Raw genomic sequence first — 14,447 nt, forward strand, 5'->3', positions numbered from 1 at the left:
TAGCCAATCCAGATCCATGCCTGACTCCGCGCCTCGTGGCGCGGGGCCGGAACCCCTGTTGCCCAAGTATCGGAGACGCCCATGAAAACCGCTGCTCAGTTGCTGAAGTTGAAGGCCGTGGAACACCGCCAGGTGCACAGCATCGGCCCGGACCAGATGGTGCTCGAAGCACTGCAAATGATGGCGCAGAAAAATGTCGGCGCACTGCCGGTGATAGAAGCCGGCCAGGTGGTCGGCGTCATCAGCGAACGCGACTACGCCCGCAAGGTAGTACTGCAAGGCCGCTCATCGGTAGGCACCCCAGTCCGCGCCATCATGAGCGCCCCGGTGATTACCGCCGACAGCCAGCACAGCATCGAACGCTGCATGGCCGTGATGACCGACAGCCACCTGCGCCACCTGCCGGTGCTGGAAGGCGAGCAACTGATCGGCTTGCTGTCGATTGGCGATCTGGTGAAGGAAGCGATTGTCGAACAAGCGGATCTGATTCGGCAGTTGGAGCACTATATTCGCGGGGATTGAATCGAGGTCAGAGAAGGGGTTCCTGGTTTAGTCTGAAGACGATCCCTTCCACGTTCATTTCAGTGTTGTACTGGAATACGGCTGTAATGTTTTTGGCCGTGCCGGGAAGGTGATAAGTATCCCAGCCACCAGTCATTCCGAGTACCGGCATTTTGAGAGGTGCTTTTGACTCCAAAGGCTCTCCGTAATGGGACCTTACCCAAGCTTGGTTCATTCGACGTTGAAGCTGGTACGGCAATCCATTCTCGTAAATTGAGTCGTCGTCGGAAGTCTTATGCAAATAGATACAGAGAGAGTCAAAGTGCTGAGTGCTTGAAAACCCCAAATCTATTCCGGCTGCAGGTGACGTGAACGAGGTCTCATCGCCCTCGAACATACCTTTTGGTGGCCCGTCAGGGAGATACATTCCAGATGCGATCAACTCGGAGTAGGTCCTCCCCATACTTTTAATCAGGTCATCGATCATTGCGGCGTTCATATTCCTGACAGCTGTGCCCGTAAAATTAAGCGTGGGATTTTTCGTTAAGCCTGAACACTATCCCTTCCACTTCCCTGTCGACGGTGTACTTGAACCGAACATGGATATGTTTGGGGAAACCTGCAAAACGATAAGTATCCCAGCCGCCAGTCATGCCCAGCACCGGGATTCTATAGGGGGCTCCTGACTCCAGAGGTTCGCCGTGATGGGATCTGACCCATTTCTGATTCATCTTGGTTTCGAGGTGGTAGGGCAGTTTTCCCTCGTAGGTTGATTGTTCTGGAAAGCGCTTTAGCAAGGCGATATATAAGGCTTCAAAACGCTGGCTACCCGCCCAAAACTCAAGCTCGATACCTGCTTTTGGTGACATGGCTATGGTATCGCTGTCCTCGAAGATGCCCTTTGGTGGGCCGCCGGGAAGGTGTACTCCGGAGGCAATCAACTCGGGATAAGTGCTCCCGAGCGCTTTAATCAGATCATCAATCGTTGCGACGTTCATATGCCAGCGTGTGATGTTTCGTTCAGCCTGAACACAATTCCTTCCACTTCCATCTCAACGGTGTACTTGAACAACACATTGATGTTTTTGGACATGCCTGGAAAACGATAGGTTTCCCACCCGCCTACCAGCCCACGCACAGGAGTTTTGTATGGACCTTTTGATTCCAAGGGCTCGCCGTATTGGGATCTAGCCCAGCTCTGGTTCATTTTTGTTTTGAGCTGATAGGGAAGCCCTCCTTTGTAGGTGGGCCTTCCGGGAAAGGTTTCCAGGAAAGTGATGAACAGATCTTCAAACCGCTGATTGCTGGCCCAGAATCCCAGCTCAATACCCGGTTCAGGCGACATAGATAAGGTGTCGCTGTCCTCGAAAATGCCTGTTGGCGGACCGCTGGGGAGATGTATCTCAGAGGCAACCAGTGCGGGATAGGTACGCCCGAGGCTTTTAACTAGGTCATCGATCATTGCTGAGCTCATATCAATACCAGCCTTATTTCAGCAGAACTAAGCACGTGATTTCTCGATCAATCTGAACACCACCATTTCCACGTTCAGATCGGCGTTGTATTTGAAAACCACCTGAGTCCCTTTAGGTATGCTCGAAAAACGATAGGTATCAGACCCACCTGTCATACCTCTAATGGGCATTTTGAAGGGAGCTCGGGATATAAAAGGCTCTCCGTACCGGGATCGCACCCACTGTTGGCTCATTCGATTTTCAAGTTCGTAAGGCAGTTTTCCCTTGTAGGTGGATTCTCCCTCGAAGCTTTCGAGCAAGCTGATAAAGAGAGTCTCAAACCGTAGATTGCTGCCCCAGAACCCCATTTCAAGACCCGATTCAGGGGCCATCGATAAGGTATCGCTGTCGTCGAAGATACCTGTTGGCGGCCCTCCGGGAAGGTACACTCCGGAGGCAATCAGCTCCGGATAGGTGCGGCCAAGACTTTTAACCAAGTCATCGATCATTTAAGCGTGTGATCTTTCGTTCAGCTCGAACACTACATCTTCAACCTCCATTTCGGCGTTGTATTTAAAAACCGCCTTAGTCCCTTTGGGGATGCTCGGCAAACGATAAATATCCCACCCTCCCGTCATGCCGCGTATGGGCATTTTGAACGGTGCTCTTGACTCTAAAGGCTCTCCATACCGGGAGCGTATCCACCCCTGATCCATTCGATTTTTAAGTTGGTAGGGAAGACTTCCCTTGTAGATTGACTCCCCTTGGAAACTCTCCAGCAAGCTGATGAACAGCATTTCAAAGCGTTGACTACTGGCCCAAAAGCCTAATTCGATTCCAGGCTCAGGTGACATTGCCACTGTGTCGCTGTCCTCGAAAATACCTTTAGGTGGCCCACCTGGAAGATACATCCCTGAAGCAATCATTTCGGGGTAAGTACGTCCGAGGCTTTTAACCAAGTCATCAATAGTTGCTGCGTTCATATCAATACCAACCCTGTTTCTGGTGGAGATTATGCAGATGGGTGCGCGCCGTTTCGATCTGTTCTTCGGCAAAGCCTTCTTCCAGCAAATAAGGCTTCATTGCATCGAGATTAGTATCGACGGCTGTACGCAGGTCGGCGGCATCCTCGGCCTGCTGGGTCTTGGTATTCCTGCCGCCATACGTTGCGCTGTATTTTTGGTGGACCTTACGTGGGATCGCGATGCTCGGGGCTTTGCGTAAATAGTCTTGGATTTTTTCATCCTTCATATGTGGATCGTTTGCTTTCAAAACAGCTTCCAGCGCTTTCTTTGACGGTATGTGATCAATATCCAACCCATCCTTCGCACTTCTACTGCTCAGATCATTCGCCGGCCCAACCTCCAGCGGGTTGACCATGGGCTTGGCGAAGACCAGGTACAGCGAGCGGAGGCCGCTGTCTGCCGGGAAGGTGATGATGCAGTCTTCGACCTTGAACTCGTCGAGGGGCGCGCCCTGGAGTTGGCTGTCGCCGCCTTCGGCGATGGGGTGGACCATGAGGCGGGCCAGTTCGTCGGTCACGCCCGGGTAGGCTGTCGGGGCGGTGATGATCGGGCCGTTGTGCGGTGTCCAGGTGATGGTGAGCGTGCCGAGGTGGGCCTGCATGGCGTTTTTGTCGGCGTTCCAGCGGGCCTTGATCACCGGGACGCGGTCCTGGCCCGATTGGGCGCTGGTGTGGATGCCGTGGATTTGCAGCGTGCCCTGGCTGTCGCGGCGGAACTGGAAGCGCACCCGGGTGGTGGCGGCGCGCAGCTCGCGCAGTTGTTCTTCGCTGTAGAAGGCATCGTCGCCGAGCCGGGTCGGGGTCATGGCCAGGAGCAGTACCTGGCCCGCCGGGCCGCCGACGGTCCTGGCCGCGGTGCCGGCCATCTGCAGTGACCAGGCGAAACTCCTGAGGAGCAGCTCGCCGGCGACCCTGCCGAGCCCGACCTCGGTCGCCGAGGACGCCATGAGCATGGTCTTGCCGAAATTGCCCGCGGGCTCGCTGGCGGTGCCGGCCTGGGTGGTGCCCCAAGGGACGCTGCTGATGGACTTGGCGAAGACCAGGTCGGTGCGGGGAACGGGATCGGGCCAGGGGTCTGGCCGAAGGTAGACCGGGTCCGCTTCAGGGACGGGGCAGAGCAGGCTGCCGCTGGTTGTCGCGGCGGAACTGTCGGTGACCAGCACCCAGTCGCCGTTTCTGACGGCGGCAAGAATGTCCCGGTCGCTGTTGACCGTGTAGTGCTCGCGCAGCAGCTCCTCCAACCCTTCGATGCTCGATCTGTTGCGTTGCAGCGCCATGCGCACCCGGGTTTCGGCGTCATGGGCACTTTGCGCATGCCGTGCCTCGGGGGCGGAGCTTTTTAGTAGACGCATGTCGGTAAACGCATCGGCGGCTTCGCTGTCTGGATCAGCCACCCATGCTAGGGGGCCGCCCAGGCGCGGCGCTCTAGGCCCTTTCTGAAACGCTTGAAAGAAAACTCGCTTGTGGGCCGCGGATAAAACCGGCCGTCCGGAATTGGCGATAAAGCCTGCCGTTCGTCACGGCGCGCCGAGCTGAATTCGACTTTTGCCGAGAATGGATTAATAGCTGTTGTGAGGGCCTTGCCAGGCCCGGCTGGGTTGCCATCCGCCGGAGGTTGCGCCAGATGAACGACTACTTTCTCGACGAAACCCTCGAGGAGCGCCGCCAGCGCCGGGTGGCGCAGGCGCTGAGCTTGAACCCCGACGAAGTGGCGCGCTGGGTCGTGGCCATGGAGGAGGACGGCAGTGGCATGGGGTATGTGATCGAGTTTTCCGCCGCGACGCCGGTCGGGGTGCTGGCCAGGGTGCCGGGGCTGGGCAGCGATCGGCTGATCAATATCGGCCCCATCGACTAGCCGCCATGACGCACGTCCAGCCCCCGCCAGCACTGACCGCCGAGCGTCTGCGGGCATTGCACAGCGAGGGGTTCGTGCTGCTGCCCGGCGTGCTCGACGGGTTGCAGATCCAGCTGCTGCGCTACGCCATCGACGGCCTCAAGCCCCAGCATTGGGACTACAGCGGCTTGCTCGAACACTACAAATGCGTGTTCAACCGCGACCCGCTGTGGCTGCCGTTTCTCGATCTGCCGGGGGTGATCGAGCTGGCCGAGGCGGCGTTGGGCGACGATTGCCATGTCATCGGCCAGACCGCCTGGCGCTGTCATCCGGGCTTTCAAGGGATGGGGCTGCACCTGGATTACCTGGCGATGCAATTGCCCCGCAGCCTGCTCAGCGATCCGGCATTCGAGCTGCCGATGCAGATCTGTACCTGCCACCTGTACCTTGACGATATCGACCAGGACCTGTGCCCGACCCGCGTGGTGCCGGGCAGTCATCGAGCCGGGCGGCCGCCACGGGCCGGCGAGGAACATTGGCATGGCCGAACGGCCCAGGCCGTGCTGTGCCAGGCCGGCGACGCGCTGATGTTTCGCAGCGAGCTGTGGCATGCCGGCAGCGAGAACAGCAGCGCCGAACGCATCCGTTACCTGCTGCAGGTGCACTATGGCCGGCGCATGGTGGCGCAGAAGTTTTCGCCCTATCTGCACTGGTGTTTCAACCCCGAGGTGCTGGCGGCGGCCTCGGTGCGCCAGCGGCGCCTGCTCGGCGAGCATGAGGAGGCCGAGTACGACTGAGCGAGGCGACTGTCAGCTGTCGGGAAAGGGGATCGACAGCAGCCAGCGGCTGAACGCCTGCAACGATGGCAGGTGCTGATAGCGGCTGGGGTAGGCCAGGTAATAGCTGCGACCGCTGTCCACCGGCTCGAACAGCGCCACCAGCTCGCCGCTCTGGATCTCGTCCTGCACCAGGATGCGCGGCACCAGGCCGATGCCGATGCCGGCGACCACTGCCTGGATCAGGTGCGCGGTCAGCTCGAACCCCGGGCCCATGCGCATCGTCCGCGGATGCAGGCCGTTCTGCTCGAACCACTCGGGCCAGGCGTCGGGACGCGACACCACGTTCAGCAGCAACTGGTGCGCCACGTCGCCGACGGACATCAAGCCGTGCTCGGGCAGGGCCTTGGGGCTGGCCACCACCGTGAGCTTTTCCGACAGCAGCCGATGGGCCTCGTAGCCGGGCCAGTGGCCGGTGCCGGCGCAGATGATCGCGTGCATGTCGGCGGTGTCCTTCGACAGGTCGCTGGTGACGATCCGCGAATGGATATGCACCAGGGTGCCCGGATGGCTGGCGTAAAAGTCATGCATGCGCGGCAGCAGCCATTTCGAGCCGAAGGTCGGCAGCACCGCCAGGTGCAGCGGGCCGCCGCCAGCCTTGTGGGCGATGGTCTGCAAGGTGGCGTTGCGGATCCGCGCCAGGGCCGCCGCCAGTTCGTGGTGATACAGGGCGCCGGCGGCGGTCAGCTCGATATGCCGGCCGTCACGGCTGAACAGCGGCACTTCCAGCAGCGACTCCAGGGCCTGGACCTGGCGGCTGACGGCGCTCTGGGTCAGCGCCAGTTCTTCGGCGGCCTTGGTGAAGCTGCCATGCCGCGCCGCGGCCTCGAAGGCCACCAGCACCGACATCGACGGAGTGAGACGTCTGGGGTTCATTCATAAAACTCATGAAAAAAGCACATGAAATACATTTGCCCGCGGGGCAAGGCTTCAGGAAAATAGGCTTTTTCGGCTGGCCGCCGCCCCTCGGGCTGCGTGCAAGCATACGTGTTTTGCATGCACCGCTGCGCCTTTTCTCTGCCTGGAAGCCTTTTTGATGATTGCTCTGCTTGCCCCCGAACGCGACCCGCTGGCCCACTACCAGGCTTTCCTCGACGCCCTGGCCGCCGACGGTTTTCGTGGCGAGATCGCCCGTGACCTGGGCCTGCGCACGGTGCTGGCCACCGACAACTCGATCTACCAGCGGCTGCCGCAAGCCGCGGTCTTTCCCCGGGATGTCGCGGACGTCGAGCGGCTGGCCCGGCTGGCGGCGAGCCCGGAACACCGCGCGGTGGTGCTCACCCCTCGTGGCGGCGGCACCGGCACCAATGGCCAGTCGCTGACCGACGGCATCGTGGTCGACCTGTCGCGGCACATGAACCAGATCCTCGAGATCAACGTCGAGGAGCGCTGGGTGCGGGTGCAGAGCGGGGTGGTCAAGGACCAGCTGAACGCCGCCCTCAAGCCCCATGGCCTGTTCTTCGCCCCGGAGCTGTCGACCTCCAACCGCGCCACCGTCGGCGGCATGATCAACACCGACGCCAGCGGGCAGGGCAGCTGCACCTACGGCAAGACCCGCGACCACGTACTGGCGCTGAGCACCGTGCTGCTGGGCGGCAGCCGCCTGGACAGCGCGCCCATCGACAACCGGCAATTGACCGACGAGGCGGCGCGGACCGACCGCATCGGCGAGGTCTACCGCTGTGCCCAGGACATCGCCGATAACCAGGCCGAGCTGATCGAGGCGATCTTTCCCAAGCTCAATCGCTGCCTGACCGGTTATGACCTGGCGCACCTGCGCGAGACCCCGGAGCAGTTCAACCTCAACAGCGTGCTCTGCGGTTCCGAGGGCTCCCTGGGCTTTATCGTCGAGGCGCGGCTGAATGTGCTGCCGATTCCCCGGCACTCGATCCTGGTCAACGTGCGCTACGCCGGCTTCATGGATGCGCTGCGCGACGCCAAGGCCTTGATGGCGCTGAAACCGCTGTCGATCGAGACGGTGGACTCCAAGGTGTTGATGCTGGCCATGCAGGACATTGTCTGGCACGGCGTGGCGCGGTATTTCCCCGAGCAGGCGGACACCCCGACCCTGGGCATCAACCTGATCGAGTTCAGCGGCGACGACCAGGAAGAGCTGGAGCAGCGGGTCGACGCCTTTGTCCGGCACCTGCAGCAGGACAGCTCGGTGGTGCGCCTCGGCCACACCCTGGCCATCGGCGCCCAGGCGGTGAACCAGGTGTACGCCATGCGCAAGCGCGCGGTCGGCCTGCTGGGCAACGTCCAGGGCGAAGCGCGGCCGCAGCCCTTTGTCGAAGACACCGCGGTGCCGCCGGAGAACCTGGCGGACTACATCCTCGAATTCCGCGCGCTGCTCGATGGTTATGGCCTGCAATACGGCATGTTCGGCCATGTCGACGCTGGCGTGCTGCACGTGCGGCCGATCCTCGACATGAAGGACCCGGAACAGGCGGCGTTGATCCGGCCGATCTCCGACGCGGTGGCGGCGCTGACCCACAAGCACGGTGGCCTGCTGTGGGGCGAGCACGGCAAGGGCCTGCGCTCGCAGTACGTGCCGGACTATTTCGGCGAACTCTATCCGTCGCTGCAGGCGCTGAAGGCCGCGTTCGACCCGTTCAACCAGCTCAACCCCGGCAAGATCGCCACCCCGGCCTCGGTGCCAGAGGCGCGTCTGACCCGGGTCGACGAAGTGGTACTGCGCGGCGAACTCGATCGCACCATCGACGAGCGCGTCTGGCAGAGCTACGACAGCGCCCTGCATTGCAACGGCAACGGCGCCTGCTACAACTTCGACCCGGACGACGCCATGTGCCCGTCGTGGAAGGCCACTCGCAACCGCATTCATTCGCCCAAGGGCCGCGCCTCGCTGATCCGCGAGTGGCTGCGGCTGCAGGGCGAGCAGGGGGTGGATGTGCTGAACGGCGGTGGCGCGCGGCTTTCCAACCTGGCCCGGCGCATCTACAACAGCGCGGCGCGGCTGGGCGGGCGCGAGGACTTCTCCCATGAGGTGTACGACGCCATGGCCGGTTGCCTGGCGTGCAAGTCCTGCGCGGGGCAGTGCCCGGTCAAGGTCAATGTGCCGGAGTTCCGCTCGCGCTTCCTCGAGCTGTACCACGGCCGCTACCTGCGCCCGCTGAAGGATTACCTGATCGGCTCCCTGGAGTTCAGCGTGCCTTATCTGGCGCGCCTGCCACGGCTGTACAACGCACTGATCAGCGCGGCGCCGGTCAGCCGTGCCCTCAAGCACCTGGCGGGCATGGTCGACAGCCCGTTGCTCAGCACCCTGGATTTCCAGGCGGTGTGCCGCCGGCGCAATGTGCGCATGGCCAACGCCGCAGAACTGGCGACGCTGTCCGAAGAGCAGCGCCAGCGCAGCGTGATCCTGGTGCAGGACGCCTTTACCCGGTTCTTCGAGACGCCGCTGGCGGCCGAGTGGCTGGAGCTGATCGAGCGCCTGGGCGTGCAGATCTACCTCGCGCCTTTCGCTGCCAATGGCAAACCCTTGCAGGTCCAGGGTTTCCTCGGCGCCTTTGCCCGGGCCGCGCGCTACAACGCGCAGTCGCTGCTGAAACTGCAGGCCAGCGGCGTGCCCCTGGTCGGCCTCGACCCGGCGATGACCCTGGTCTACCGCCAGGAATACCGCAAGACCCTGGGTGCGGCTCAGGCGCCCGAGGTGCTGTTGCCGCAGGAATGGCTGGCCCGGGTGCTGCCTGCAGTACCTGGTGAGGCATCGGCTGAAGCGAGCCCGAACACCGAGGCCGAGCCCTATCAGTTCCTTGCGCACTGCACCGAGAAGACCAACGAGCCGGGCAGCATCGGCCTGTGGCAACAGGTGTTCGCGCGCATGGGCTTGAAGTTGCAGGTGCTGGCCAGCGGTTGCTGCGGCATGTCCGGGACCTACGGCCACGAGACCCGCAACCTGGCGACTTCGCAGGTGATCTACCAGCAGTCCTGGCAGCCGCTGGTGGCGCGCCACGGCCAGGGCGGGCGGCTGCTGGCCGACGGTTATTCCTGCCGCAGCCAGGTCAAGCGCCAGGAGGGGCAGGGCCTGCAGCACCCACTCCAGGTCCTGCTGGAACAACTGCGCAAGCGTCCGCTCGAGGCCTGATCAGCTCCATCGTGGTGCCGGTTCTGCGAGCGCTACGTCGGAATGCCGCCCAGCGCGATCGCAGCCTGCGGCAGCGGCTACACAGACAACGCGGTTGCTGTAGCCGCTGCCGAGCCTGCGAGGCTGCGCTCGGTTGCGCAGCAACCGCAAACCCTGAATCCCGGATCTCCCTGCCGGCGCCGGTGGCTTCAGTCGCCGCTGTCCATCAACTGCTTGATGCGCAGCCAGTCGTTGCGCGCTTCCAGGTATTTTTCGTTCGCCAACTGCTTGGCTTGGCTGAACAGGGCCAGGCGGTCGTCGTCGACATGATCGGTGTTAAGCAGCTCATAGGCCTGGACATCCAGGCGGTCGGCTTCGGCAAACAGCCGGGCGTTATTCGCCAGCTCCCGGTTGAATCGTTCTGTCCTGCTCATGGATGCATCGTCCTCCTTAATCCTGCATAGGGCCGGCCACGGCAAGACACCCGAGCACATGGATATTCATCGCTGTTGCTGTCCTGGCCCTGGGGGCCTCGGCCGCTGGCCGAGATATCGAAACCTTGCCTGGATTTGGAAAGTCGCCTTTTACCCAGGGTTCCATGGGGCTGCCGAGCGGTTGTCGCCAGCCACTTCATTCCGGGGTGCCATGGATCAGCTCCAGGGCCTCGCTGCGCGACAGCGGCCGTTGCATGCGCTGCGACAGCAGCGCCATGGCCCGCGGGTACTCGCAGGCGACCACCGACTCCACCTGTTCGTTGAAGCACAGCAGGGCGATGAAGCGGTACTGCTCCGGCTCGCCCTCGAAGACGATCTGGTTCCAGCGGCGGGCGTGGCCGAGCACCTCGAAGGTCTGGTCGTAGAAGTAGGTCCAGAAGAATGGCACCACGCTGAAACTCAGCTGTTCGCCGAGCATGTTGCACGCCGCGAGCTGGCCCTGTTGCTGGGCCACGCGCCAGTGTTCGATGCGCTGCGTGCGGCCGTCGCAGGGGAAGCTCACGATGTCGCCGGCGGCCCACAGGCCATCGGCCACCGCCAGGCCGGCATCGGCCTTGAGCGAGCCGTCCTCGGCGCGTTCGAGGCCTGCGACGAAGGTCGTGGCAGGGCTGACGCCGGTGCCGAACAGCACCAGGTCGACGGCAATGCGCTGGTCGTTGTCGAGGACCACCTGTTGCACCTGGCCTTCGCCGACCAGGGCCCGGGCTTCGCAAGCGGCGTAGTAGATCACCCCGTGCTGTTCATGCAGGGCCCGTATGGCGCTGCCGATGCGTTCTCCCAGCTGGCGTTGCAGCGGTACCTGGTGGCGGCCGATCAGGTGCACCATCAGCCCGCGTTTGCGCAGCGCCGAGGCGACTTCCAGGCCGATGAAGCCGTCGCCGATGATCGCCACGCGCTTACCGGGCCGGGCCTGTTCCAAGAGGCGCGCGGCATCCTCGCGCGAGCGCAGCATGAACACCCCTGGCAGGTCGGCCCCTTCGATGGCCGGCAGGCGCGGTTCGGCGCCAGTGGCCAGGAGCGCTGCGTCGTAGTCCAGGCGCAGGCCGTCGGCCAAGAGGATCTGCCGCCGCCCTGGGTCGAGGCGCAGGACCTCGGCCTTGAGCACCCGTATATCGGCCTTGCGATAGAACTCCGGCTCGAGCAGGGCGGGAACCTCTTCGGGCGGCATCTCGCCGGCCAGCACGTATTTGCTCAGGGCCGTGCGGTCATAGGCGGGTCGCGCTTCCTTGTCGATCCAGGTCAGGTTCCTGCCGAAGCCCTTGGCCCGCAGGGTCGCCACCGCGGCGGCCCCGGCGGCGCCAGCGCCGATCACCAGCAGCCGGCGCGAGTCGGCCTGCCGTGGCGGGGCGGACTCGGTCATGGGCTGGTCGGCAACCCATACCCGGTTGTCATGGCGGATGTCGACTTTGTAGCGCTTGAGGCTCGCCAGGGGCGGCGGCTCGCAGACTTGCCCGCTGGCGCAGGCAAAGGCGCCCTTGTGCCAGGGGCAGATCAGTTGCCCCTGATACACCGCGCCCTGCTCCAGCGGCGCCCCGGCATGGGGGCAATCGGCCTGGTAGGCCTGGACCTGATCGCCGGTGCGAATCAGCAGCACGGCCTCGGCGCCGACCTGGACCCGGGTGCCGCGGTCTTCGGGCAGCTGGTCGAGGCGAGCCACGACATAAAAGGTCATCGCTTTTCTCCTGCGCATTGCGCGCCCTCGGCCATCCTTGCGCGTCACCTTCTCGGGTGCGCGGGGCCGGGTACGGAATCTTCTGCTCGAGGGCGCAATGCGGCCCGGCCAAGTGGCTTCGTACGGCTTTCGTCATGAACGCCGCCAATCGCTGGATTAAGTGTGGACCCTGCAAAGCCCGGCCGATGGGCATGCTCCGATAGCCGGTCATGCTCGAGCCGACAGGCGCCGGGGTGCTAGACCGTCAGTTCGATCAGGTGGCCTTCGACCCGACCGGCCTCGATGGTCAGATACCCCAGGCTGACCGGCAGCTTGAAGCGCCTCGGCCCGGCGCTGCCCGGGTTGATGTACAGCACCTCGTCCTGCCAGAACAGCCGCGGCTGATGGGAGTGGCCGCTGACCACCACCCGCACGCCTGGCGGCAGGGGCTTCGGCACGTCGGCCAGGACATGGCAGAGCAGCAGCTCGACGCCATCGAGCTGCACGGTGAGGTGATGGGGCAGGGCGTGGGCCCAGGCATGGGGTTGGTCGACATTGCCGAACACCGCGGTCACCGGCGCCAGGTGTCCGAGGGTGGCGAGTATCTGCGGGTCGCCGATATCACCGGCGTGCAGGATATGCGCGCAGCCCTGCAGCGCCGTCAGCGCGCCGGGACGGAGCAAACCGTGGGTGTCGGAGATCAGGCCTATTTTCATCCGCTGTTGTTCATCCAAGGCTTTTTAACGGGGTTCTGCCGTGGCAAGCATAGCGTGTCGCGCGTGACGATCAGCGGGCCGGACAGGCCGGTGAGAGGGATTGTTCGTGCAAAAGCCGGAGCGTGTCAGGGACAACGCTCCGGCCATGGGCATCAGGCTTTGCGGGTGCCGCCGCCGGAGCCTTGGGCGCCACCTTTCTTGCCGGCGTCAGGGGCTTTTTGCCGATCGGCGGGGACGTTGCCACCCGAGCCCTGGCCACCGGACTTCTTGCCGGCGGGGGAGGGTTTTTGAGTGTCCTTGTTGCCCATGAGTGGGTTTTTTCCGCTGGTAGCCATTTTTTCAATCCTCGGTAGTGAGCGATTTGATACCTCGCAAGATTGGGAAACGAAGCGCAAACGAAAGTTTGAAAAAGTTTCCTGCGGGACGACGAATGGATAGGCCGCGAGGGGACGCATTCATTCCGGCCCCGGCCAGCGCGTTCATGCCCATGGCCCGTCAGCTTCGCCGGCGTTTTTTATGGTGCTCGTAGCGGGCGAGCATCGGTTGGGTACTGAGGCCGTGGGCCAGGATGCTCAGGGCCACCACCGACAGGGTGAGGTTGGCGCTGGCATCGGCCAGCGCCGGGTCGAGGTCGTGGTTGAGGGCATAGAACAGGTAATAGAGGCTACCGATGCCGCGGATGCCGAACCAGCCCAGCAGCAGGCGCTGGCGACCGTCGAGCAGGCGGCCCCAGGGGATCAGCAATACGCTCAGCGGGCGGATCAGCAGGAACAGCAGGGCGCCGACGGTCAGCGCATGCCAGTCCCAATGGGCGATCAGCACCACGCCGAGCAGGGTCACCAGGAACACTTCCATGGCCCGTTCCACCAGGCCGCCGAAGGCCAGCATGTCGCCGAGCATGATGCCTGCCGCGACCTGGCTTTCCTGCAGGGCCTCGACGTCGCCATGCACCGCCTGCGCCGGATCAACATGCTGGTGGCCGACCACCGGCTGTACCAGGTGTTCGGCCGGCGCCCGGGCATGGTCGCTGGAATGCACCTCGGCCTGGCGCAAACCCAGGGCGGCGGCGAACACCGCGAGAAAGCCGTAGCCCTGGATCAGTTCCGCCACCACGTAGGCCAGGGCGATCAGGGCGAAGGTCAGGTAGTCATTCGGCGAGACCGTGCTGTCGGCGTACTTGATCCGCTGGTGCAGGGTCAGGTGGCCGAGGCCGCGGCCCATCCAGTAGCCGCTGAGCAGCCCCGCGGGCACCGCCCAGAGCAGGCTGACCACCACCCAGTCGCCGAGCCAGGCGCCGGGGTCGTCGCCCTGGCGGGTCAGCAGCAGGCCGAGGATCACGAAGGGAAACGCCACGCCGTCGTTCAGCCCGGCCTCGCCGGACAGGCCGAAGCGCACCCGGTCGTAGTCCTTGGCGTCGCTGACCTGGACCAGGGTCGCCAGCACCGGGTCGGTCGGGGCGAGGATCGCGCCGATCAGCAGCGACGGCCCCCAGGGCATGTGCAACCCGTAGTGCAGCAGCAGGCCGACCCCGGCGATCGACAGCAGCATCACCGGCCCGGCCAGGCCGAAAGCGATGCGCCAGCTGCGGCTGCTGAGCGGCAACCTGAGCTTGAGGCCGCTGACGAACAGCGAGAACAACACCGCCACTTCGGTCAGGTGTTCCATCCAGCCCGCGGCCTGGTGGATGTCCAGTTGCAGCAGGCCGAGGCCGGCGGGACCGATGGCGATCCCCAGCGCCAGGCAGACCACCGAGGTGGTCACGGGCATCCAGCGCAGGTAGGAGGAGGTCAGCGCGAGGATCAGCAGCACCGCGCCCAGGACCGCGACCCAGGTAATGAAAGTCATGCTCGCCT

Annotated in this window: 16 protein-coding genes; 4 read left to right on the plus strand and 12 right to left on the minus strand. The window is 63.5% G+C overall.

The genetic code is table 11. The features are described from left to right. Window positions 1-81 precede the first annotated feature (81 nt). The gene (locus tag PVZ80_RS33470; RefSeq protein ID WP_041983698.1) at window positions 82-522 is read left to right on the plus strand and encodes a CBS domain-containing protein; all 441 of its coding nucleotides are present in this window, start codon (window positions 82-84) and stop codon (window positions 520-522) included. Window positions 523-529: 7 nt separating this feature from the next. Here the strand turns inward: PVZ80_RS33470 and PVZ80_RS33475 are convergent, their stop codons facing one another. Genes PVZ80_RS33475 through PVZ80_RS33500 form a run of 6 tightly spaced genes read right to left on the minus strand, consistent with a single transcriptional unit; the run spans window position 530 to window position 4,373 of the window. Beyond that, on the minus strand, window positions 530-1,000 hold the full coding sequence (locus PVZ80_RS33475) for a DUF6392 family protein (protein ID WP_016705194.1): 471 nt from the start codon (window positions 998-1,000) through the stop codon (window positions 530-532). Window positions 1,001-1,025: 25 nt separating this feature from the next. After that, entirely contained in the window at window positions 1,026-1,499 is a 474-nt protein-coding gene (locus PVZ80_RS33480) for a DUF6392 family protein (RefSeq protein ID WP_016705195.1), read from the minus strand. Next, window positions 1,496-1,963, minus strand: coding sequence for a DUF6392 family protein (locus PVZ80_RS33485; protein ID WP_016705196.1), 468 nt, complete (start codon window positions 1,961-1,963; stop codon window positions 1,496-1,498). Before PVZ80_RS33485 ends, PVZ80_RS33480 begins: the two co-directional genes overlap by 4 nt. A 39-nt stretch (window positions 1,964-2,002) precedes the next feature. Then, entirely contained in the window at window positions 2,003-2,464 is a 462-nt protein-coding gene (locus PVZ80_RS33490; RefSeq protein WP_016705197.1) for a DUF6392 family protein, read from the minus strand. Further along, window positions 2,465-2,938 (minus strand): DUF6392 family protein, encoded by a 474-nt coding sequence (locus tag PVZ80_RS33495; protein WP_029527419.1) that lies wholly within the window; start codon window positions 2,936-2,938, stop codon window positions 2,465-2,467. It lies immediately after the preceding gene. Window position 2,939: 1 nt separating this feature from the next. Next, window positions 2,940-4,373 (minus strand): S-type pyocin domain-containing protein, encoded by a 1,434-nt coding sequence (locus PVZ80_RS33500; protein WP_273865110.1) that lies wholly within the window; start codon window positions 4,371-4,373, stop codon window positions 2,940-2,942. Between the two features lie 230 nt (window positions 4,374-4,603). Between PVZ80_RS33500 and PVZ80_RS33505 the strand changes: the two genes are divergently transcribed. Together PVZ80_RS33505 and PVZ80_RS33510 are read left to right on the plus strand one after the other, a co-directional pair. Then, on the plus strand, window positions 4,604-4,834 hold the full coding sequence (locus PVZ80_RS33505; protein ID WP_016705200.1) for a hypothetical protein: 231 nt from the start codon (window positions 4,604-4,606) through the stop codon (window positions 4,832-4,834). A 5-nt stretch (window positions 4,835-4,839) separates the two neighbouring features. Then, the gene (locus PVZ80_RS33510) at window positions 4,840-5,610 is read left to right on the plus strand and encodes a phytanoyl-CoA dioxygenase family protein (RefSeq protein WP_273865111.1); all 771 of its coding nucleotides are present in this window, start codon (window positions 4,840-4,842) and stop codon (window positions 5,608-5,610) included. Window positions 5,611-5,622: 12 nt separating this feature from the next. On the opposite strand, the gene PVZ80_RS33515 is transcribed toward PVZ80_RS33510, so the two are convergent. Continuing rightward, window positions 5,623-6,525, minus strand: coding sequence for a LysR substrate-binding domain-containing protein (locus PVZ80_RS33515; protein ID WP_273865112.1), 903 nt, complete (start codon window positions 6,523-6,525; stop codon window positions 5,623-5,625). 160 nt (window positions 6,526-6,685) lie between these two features. Here PVZ80_RS33515 and ydiJ point away from each other — a divergent pair, with 160 nt between their 5' ends. Continuing rightward, on the plus strand, window positions 6,686-9,754 hold the full coding sequence (gene ydiJ, locus PVZ80_RS33520; protein ID WP_273865113.1) for a D-2-hydroxyglutarate dehydrogenase YdiJ: 3,069 nt from the start codon (window positions 6,686-6,688) through the stop codon (window positions 9,752-9,754). A 188-nt stretch (window positions 9,755-9,942) separates the two neighbouring features. Here the strand turns inward: ydiJ and PVZ80_RS33525 are convergent, their stop codons facing one another. The 5 genes from PVZ80_RS33525 to PVZ80_RS33545 form a co-directional block, all read right to left on the minus strand. Continuing rightward, complete coding sequence (locus PVZ80_RS33525; RefSeq protein ID WP_028684042.1) at window positions 9,943-10,167, minus strand: hypothetical protein; 225 nt, start codon at window positions 10,165-10,167, stop codon at window positions 9,943-9,945. Window positions 10,168-10,363: 196 nt separating this feature from the next. Beyond that, window positions 10,364-11,899, minus strand: a complete 1,536-nt coding sequence (locus tag PVZ80_RS33530) for an FAD-dependent oxidoreductase (protein WP_273865114.1) — start codon at window positions 11,897-11,899, stop codon at window positions 10,364-10,366. 236 nt (window positions 11,900-12,135) lie between these two features. Next, window positions 12,136-12,594 (minus strand): metallophosphoesterase family protein, encoded by a 459-nt coding sequence (locus PVZ80_RS33535; protein ID WP_016705206.1) that lies wholly within the window; start codon window positions 12,592-12,594, stop codon window positions 12,136-12,138. Between the two features lie 152 nt (window positions 12,595-12,746). Next, a complete protein-coding gene (locus tag PVZ80_RS33540) occupies window positions 12,747-12,929 on the minus strand; it encodes a hypothetical protein (protein ID WP_028684040.1) in 183 nt (60 codons plus the stop codon). A gap of 160 nt (window positions 12,930-13,089) precedes the next feature. After that, a complete protein-coding gene (locus PVZ80_RS33545) occupies window positions 13,090-14,439 on the minus strand; it encodes a cation:proton antiporter (protein ID WP_124355059.1) in 1,350 nt (449 codons plus the stop codon). Window positions 14,440-14,447 lie beyond the last annotated feature (8 nt).

Origin of the sequence: Pseudomonas sp. B3G-3, assembly GCF_028640915.1 — a bacterium.
Lineage (GTDB): Bacteria > Pseudomonadota > Gammaproteobacteria > Pseudomonadales > Pseudomonadaceae > Aquipseudomonas > Aquipseudomonas chlororaphis_I.

Excerpts from the sequence above, each read along its gene's own strand:
- PVZ80_RS33470 (WP_041983698.1), top strand. The coding sequence starts at position 82 with ATGAAAACCGCTGCTCAGTTGCTGAAGTTGAAGGCCGTGGAACACCGC.
- PVZ80_RS33475 (WP_016705194.1), bottom strand. The coding sequence starts at position 1,000 with ATGAACGCCGCAATGATCGATGACCTGATTAAAAGTATGGGGAGGACC.
- PVZ80_RS33480 (WP_016705195.1), bottom strand. The coding sequence starts at position 1,499 with ATGAACGTCGCAACGATTGATGATCTGATTAAAGCGCTCGGGAGCACT.
- PVZ80_RS33485 (WP_016705196.1), bottom strand. The coding sequence starts at position 1,963 with ATGATCGATGACCTAGTTAAAAGCCTCGGGCGTACCTATCCCGCACTG.
- PVZ80_RS33490 (WP_016705197.1), bottom strand. The coding sequence starts at position 2,464 with ATGATCGATGACTTGGTTAAAAGTCTTGGCCGCACCTATCCGGAGCTG.
- PVZ80_RS33495 (WP_029527419.1), bottom strand. The coding sequence starts at position 2,938 with ATGAACGCAGCAACTATTGATGACTTGGTTAAAAGCCTCGGACGTACT.
- PVZ80_RS33505 (WP_016705200.1), top strand. The coding sequence starts at position 4,604 with ATGAACGACTACTTTCTCGACGAAACCCTCGAGGAGCGCCGCCAGCGC.
- PVZ80_RS33510 (WP_273865111.1), top strand. The coding sequence starts at position 4,840 with ATGACGCACGTCCAGCCCCCGCCAGCACTGACCGCCGAGCGTCTGCGG.
- PVZ80_RS33515 (WP_273865112.1), bottom strand. The coding sequence starts at position 6,525 with ATGAACCCCAGACGTCTCACTCCGTCGATGTCGGTGCTGGTGGCCTTC.
- ydiJ (WP_273865113.1), top strand. The coding sequence starts at position 6,686 with ATGATTGCTCTGCTTGCCCCCGAACGCGACCCGCTGGCCCACTACCAG.
- PVZ80_RS33525 (WP_028684042.1), bottom strand. The coding sequence starts at position 10,167 with ATGAGCAGGACAGAACGATTCAACCGGGAGCTGGCGAATAACGCCCGG.
- PVZ80_RS33530 (WP_273865114.1), bottom strand. The coding sequence starts at position 11,899 with ATGACCTTTTATGTCGTGGCTCGCCTCGACCAGCTGCCCGAAGACCGC.
- PVZ80_RS33535 (WP_016705206.1), bottom strand. The coding sequence starts at position 12,594 with ATGAAAATAGGCCTGATCTCCGACACCCACGGTTTGCTCCGTCCCGGC.
- PVZ80_RS33540 (WP_028684040.1), bottom strand. The coding sequence starts at position 12,929 with ATGGCTACCAGCGGAAAAAACCCACTCATGGGCAACAAGGACACTCAA.
- PVZ80_RS33545 (WP_124355059.1), bottom strand. The coding sequence starts at position 14,439 with ATGACTTTCATTACCTGGGTCGCGGTCCTGGGCGCGGTGCTGCTGATC.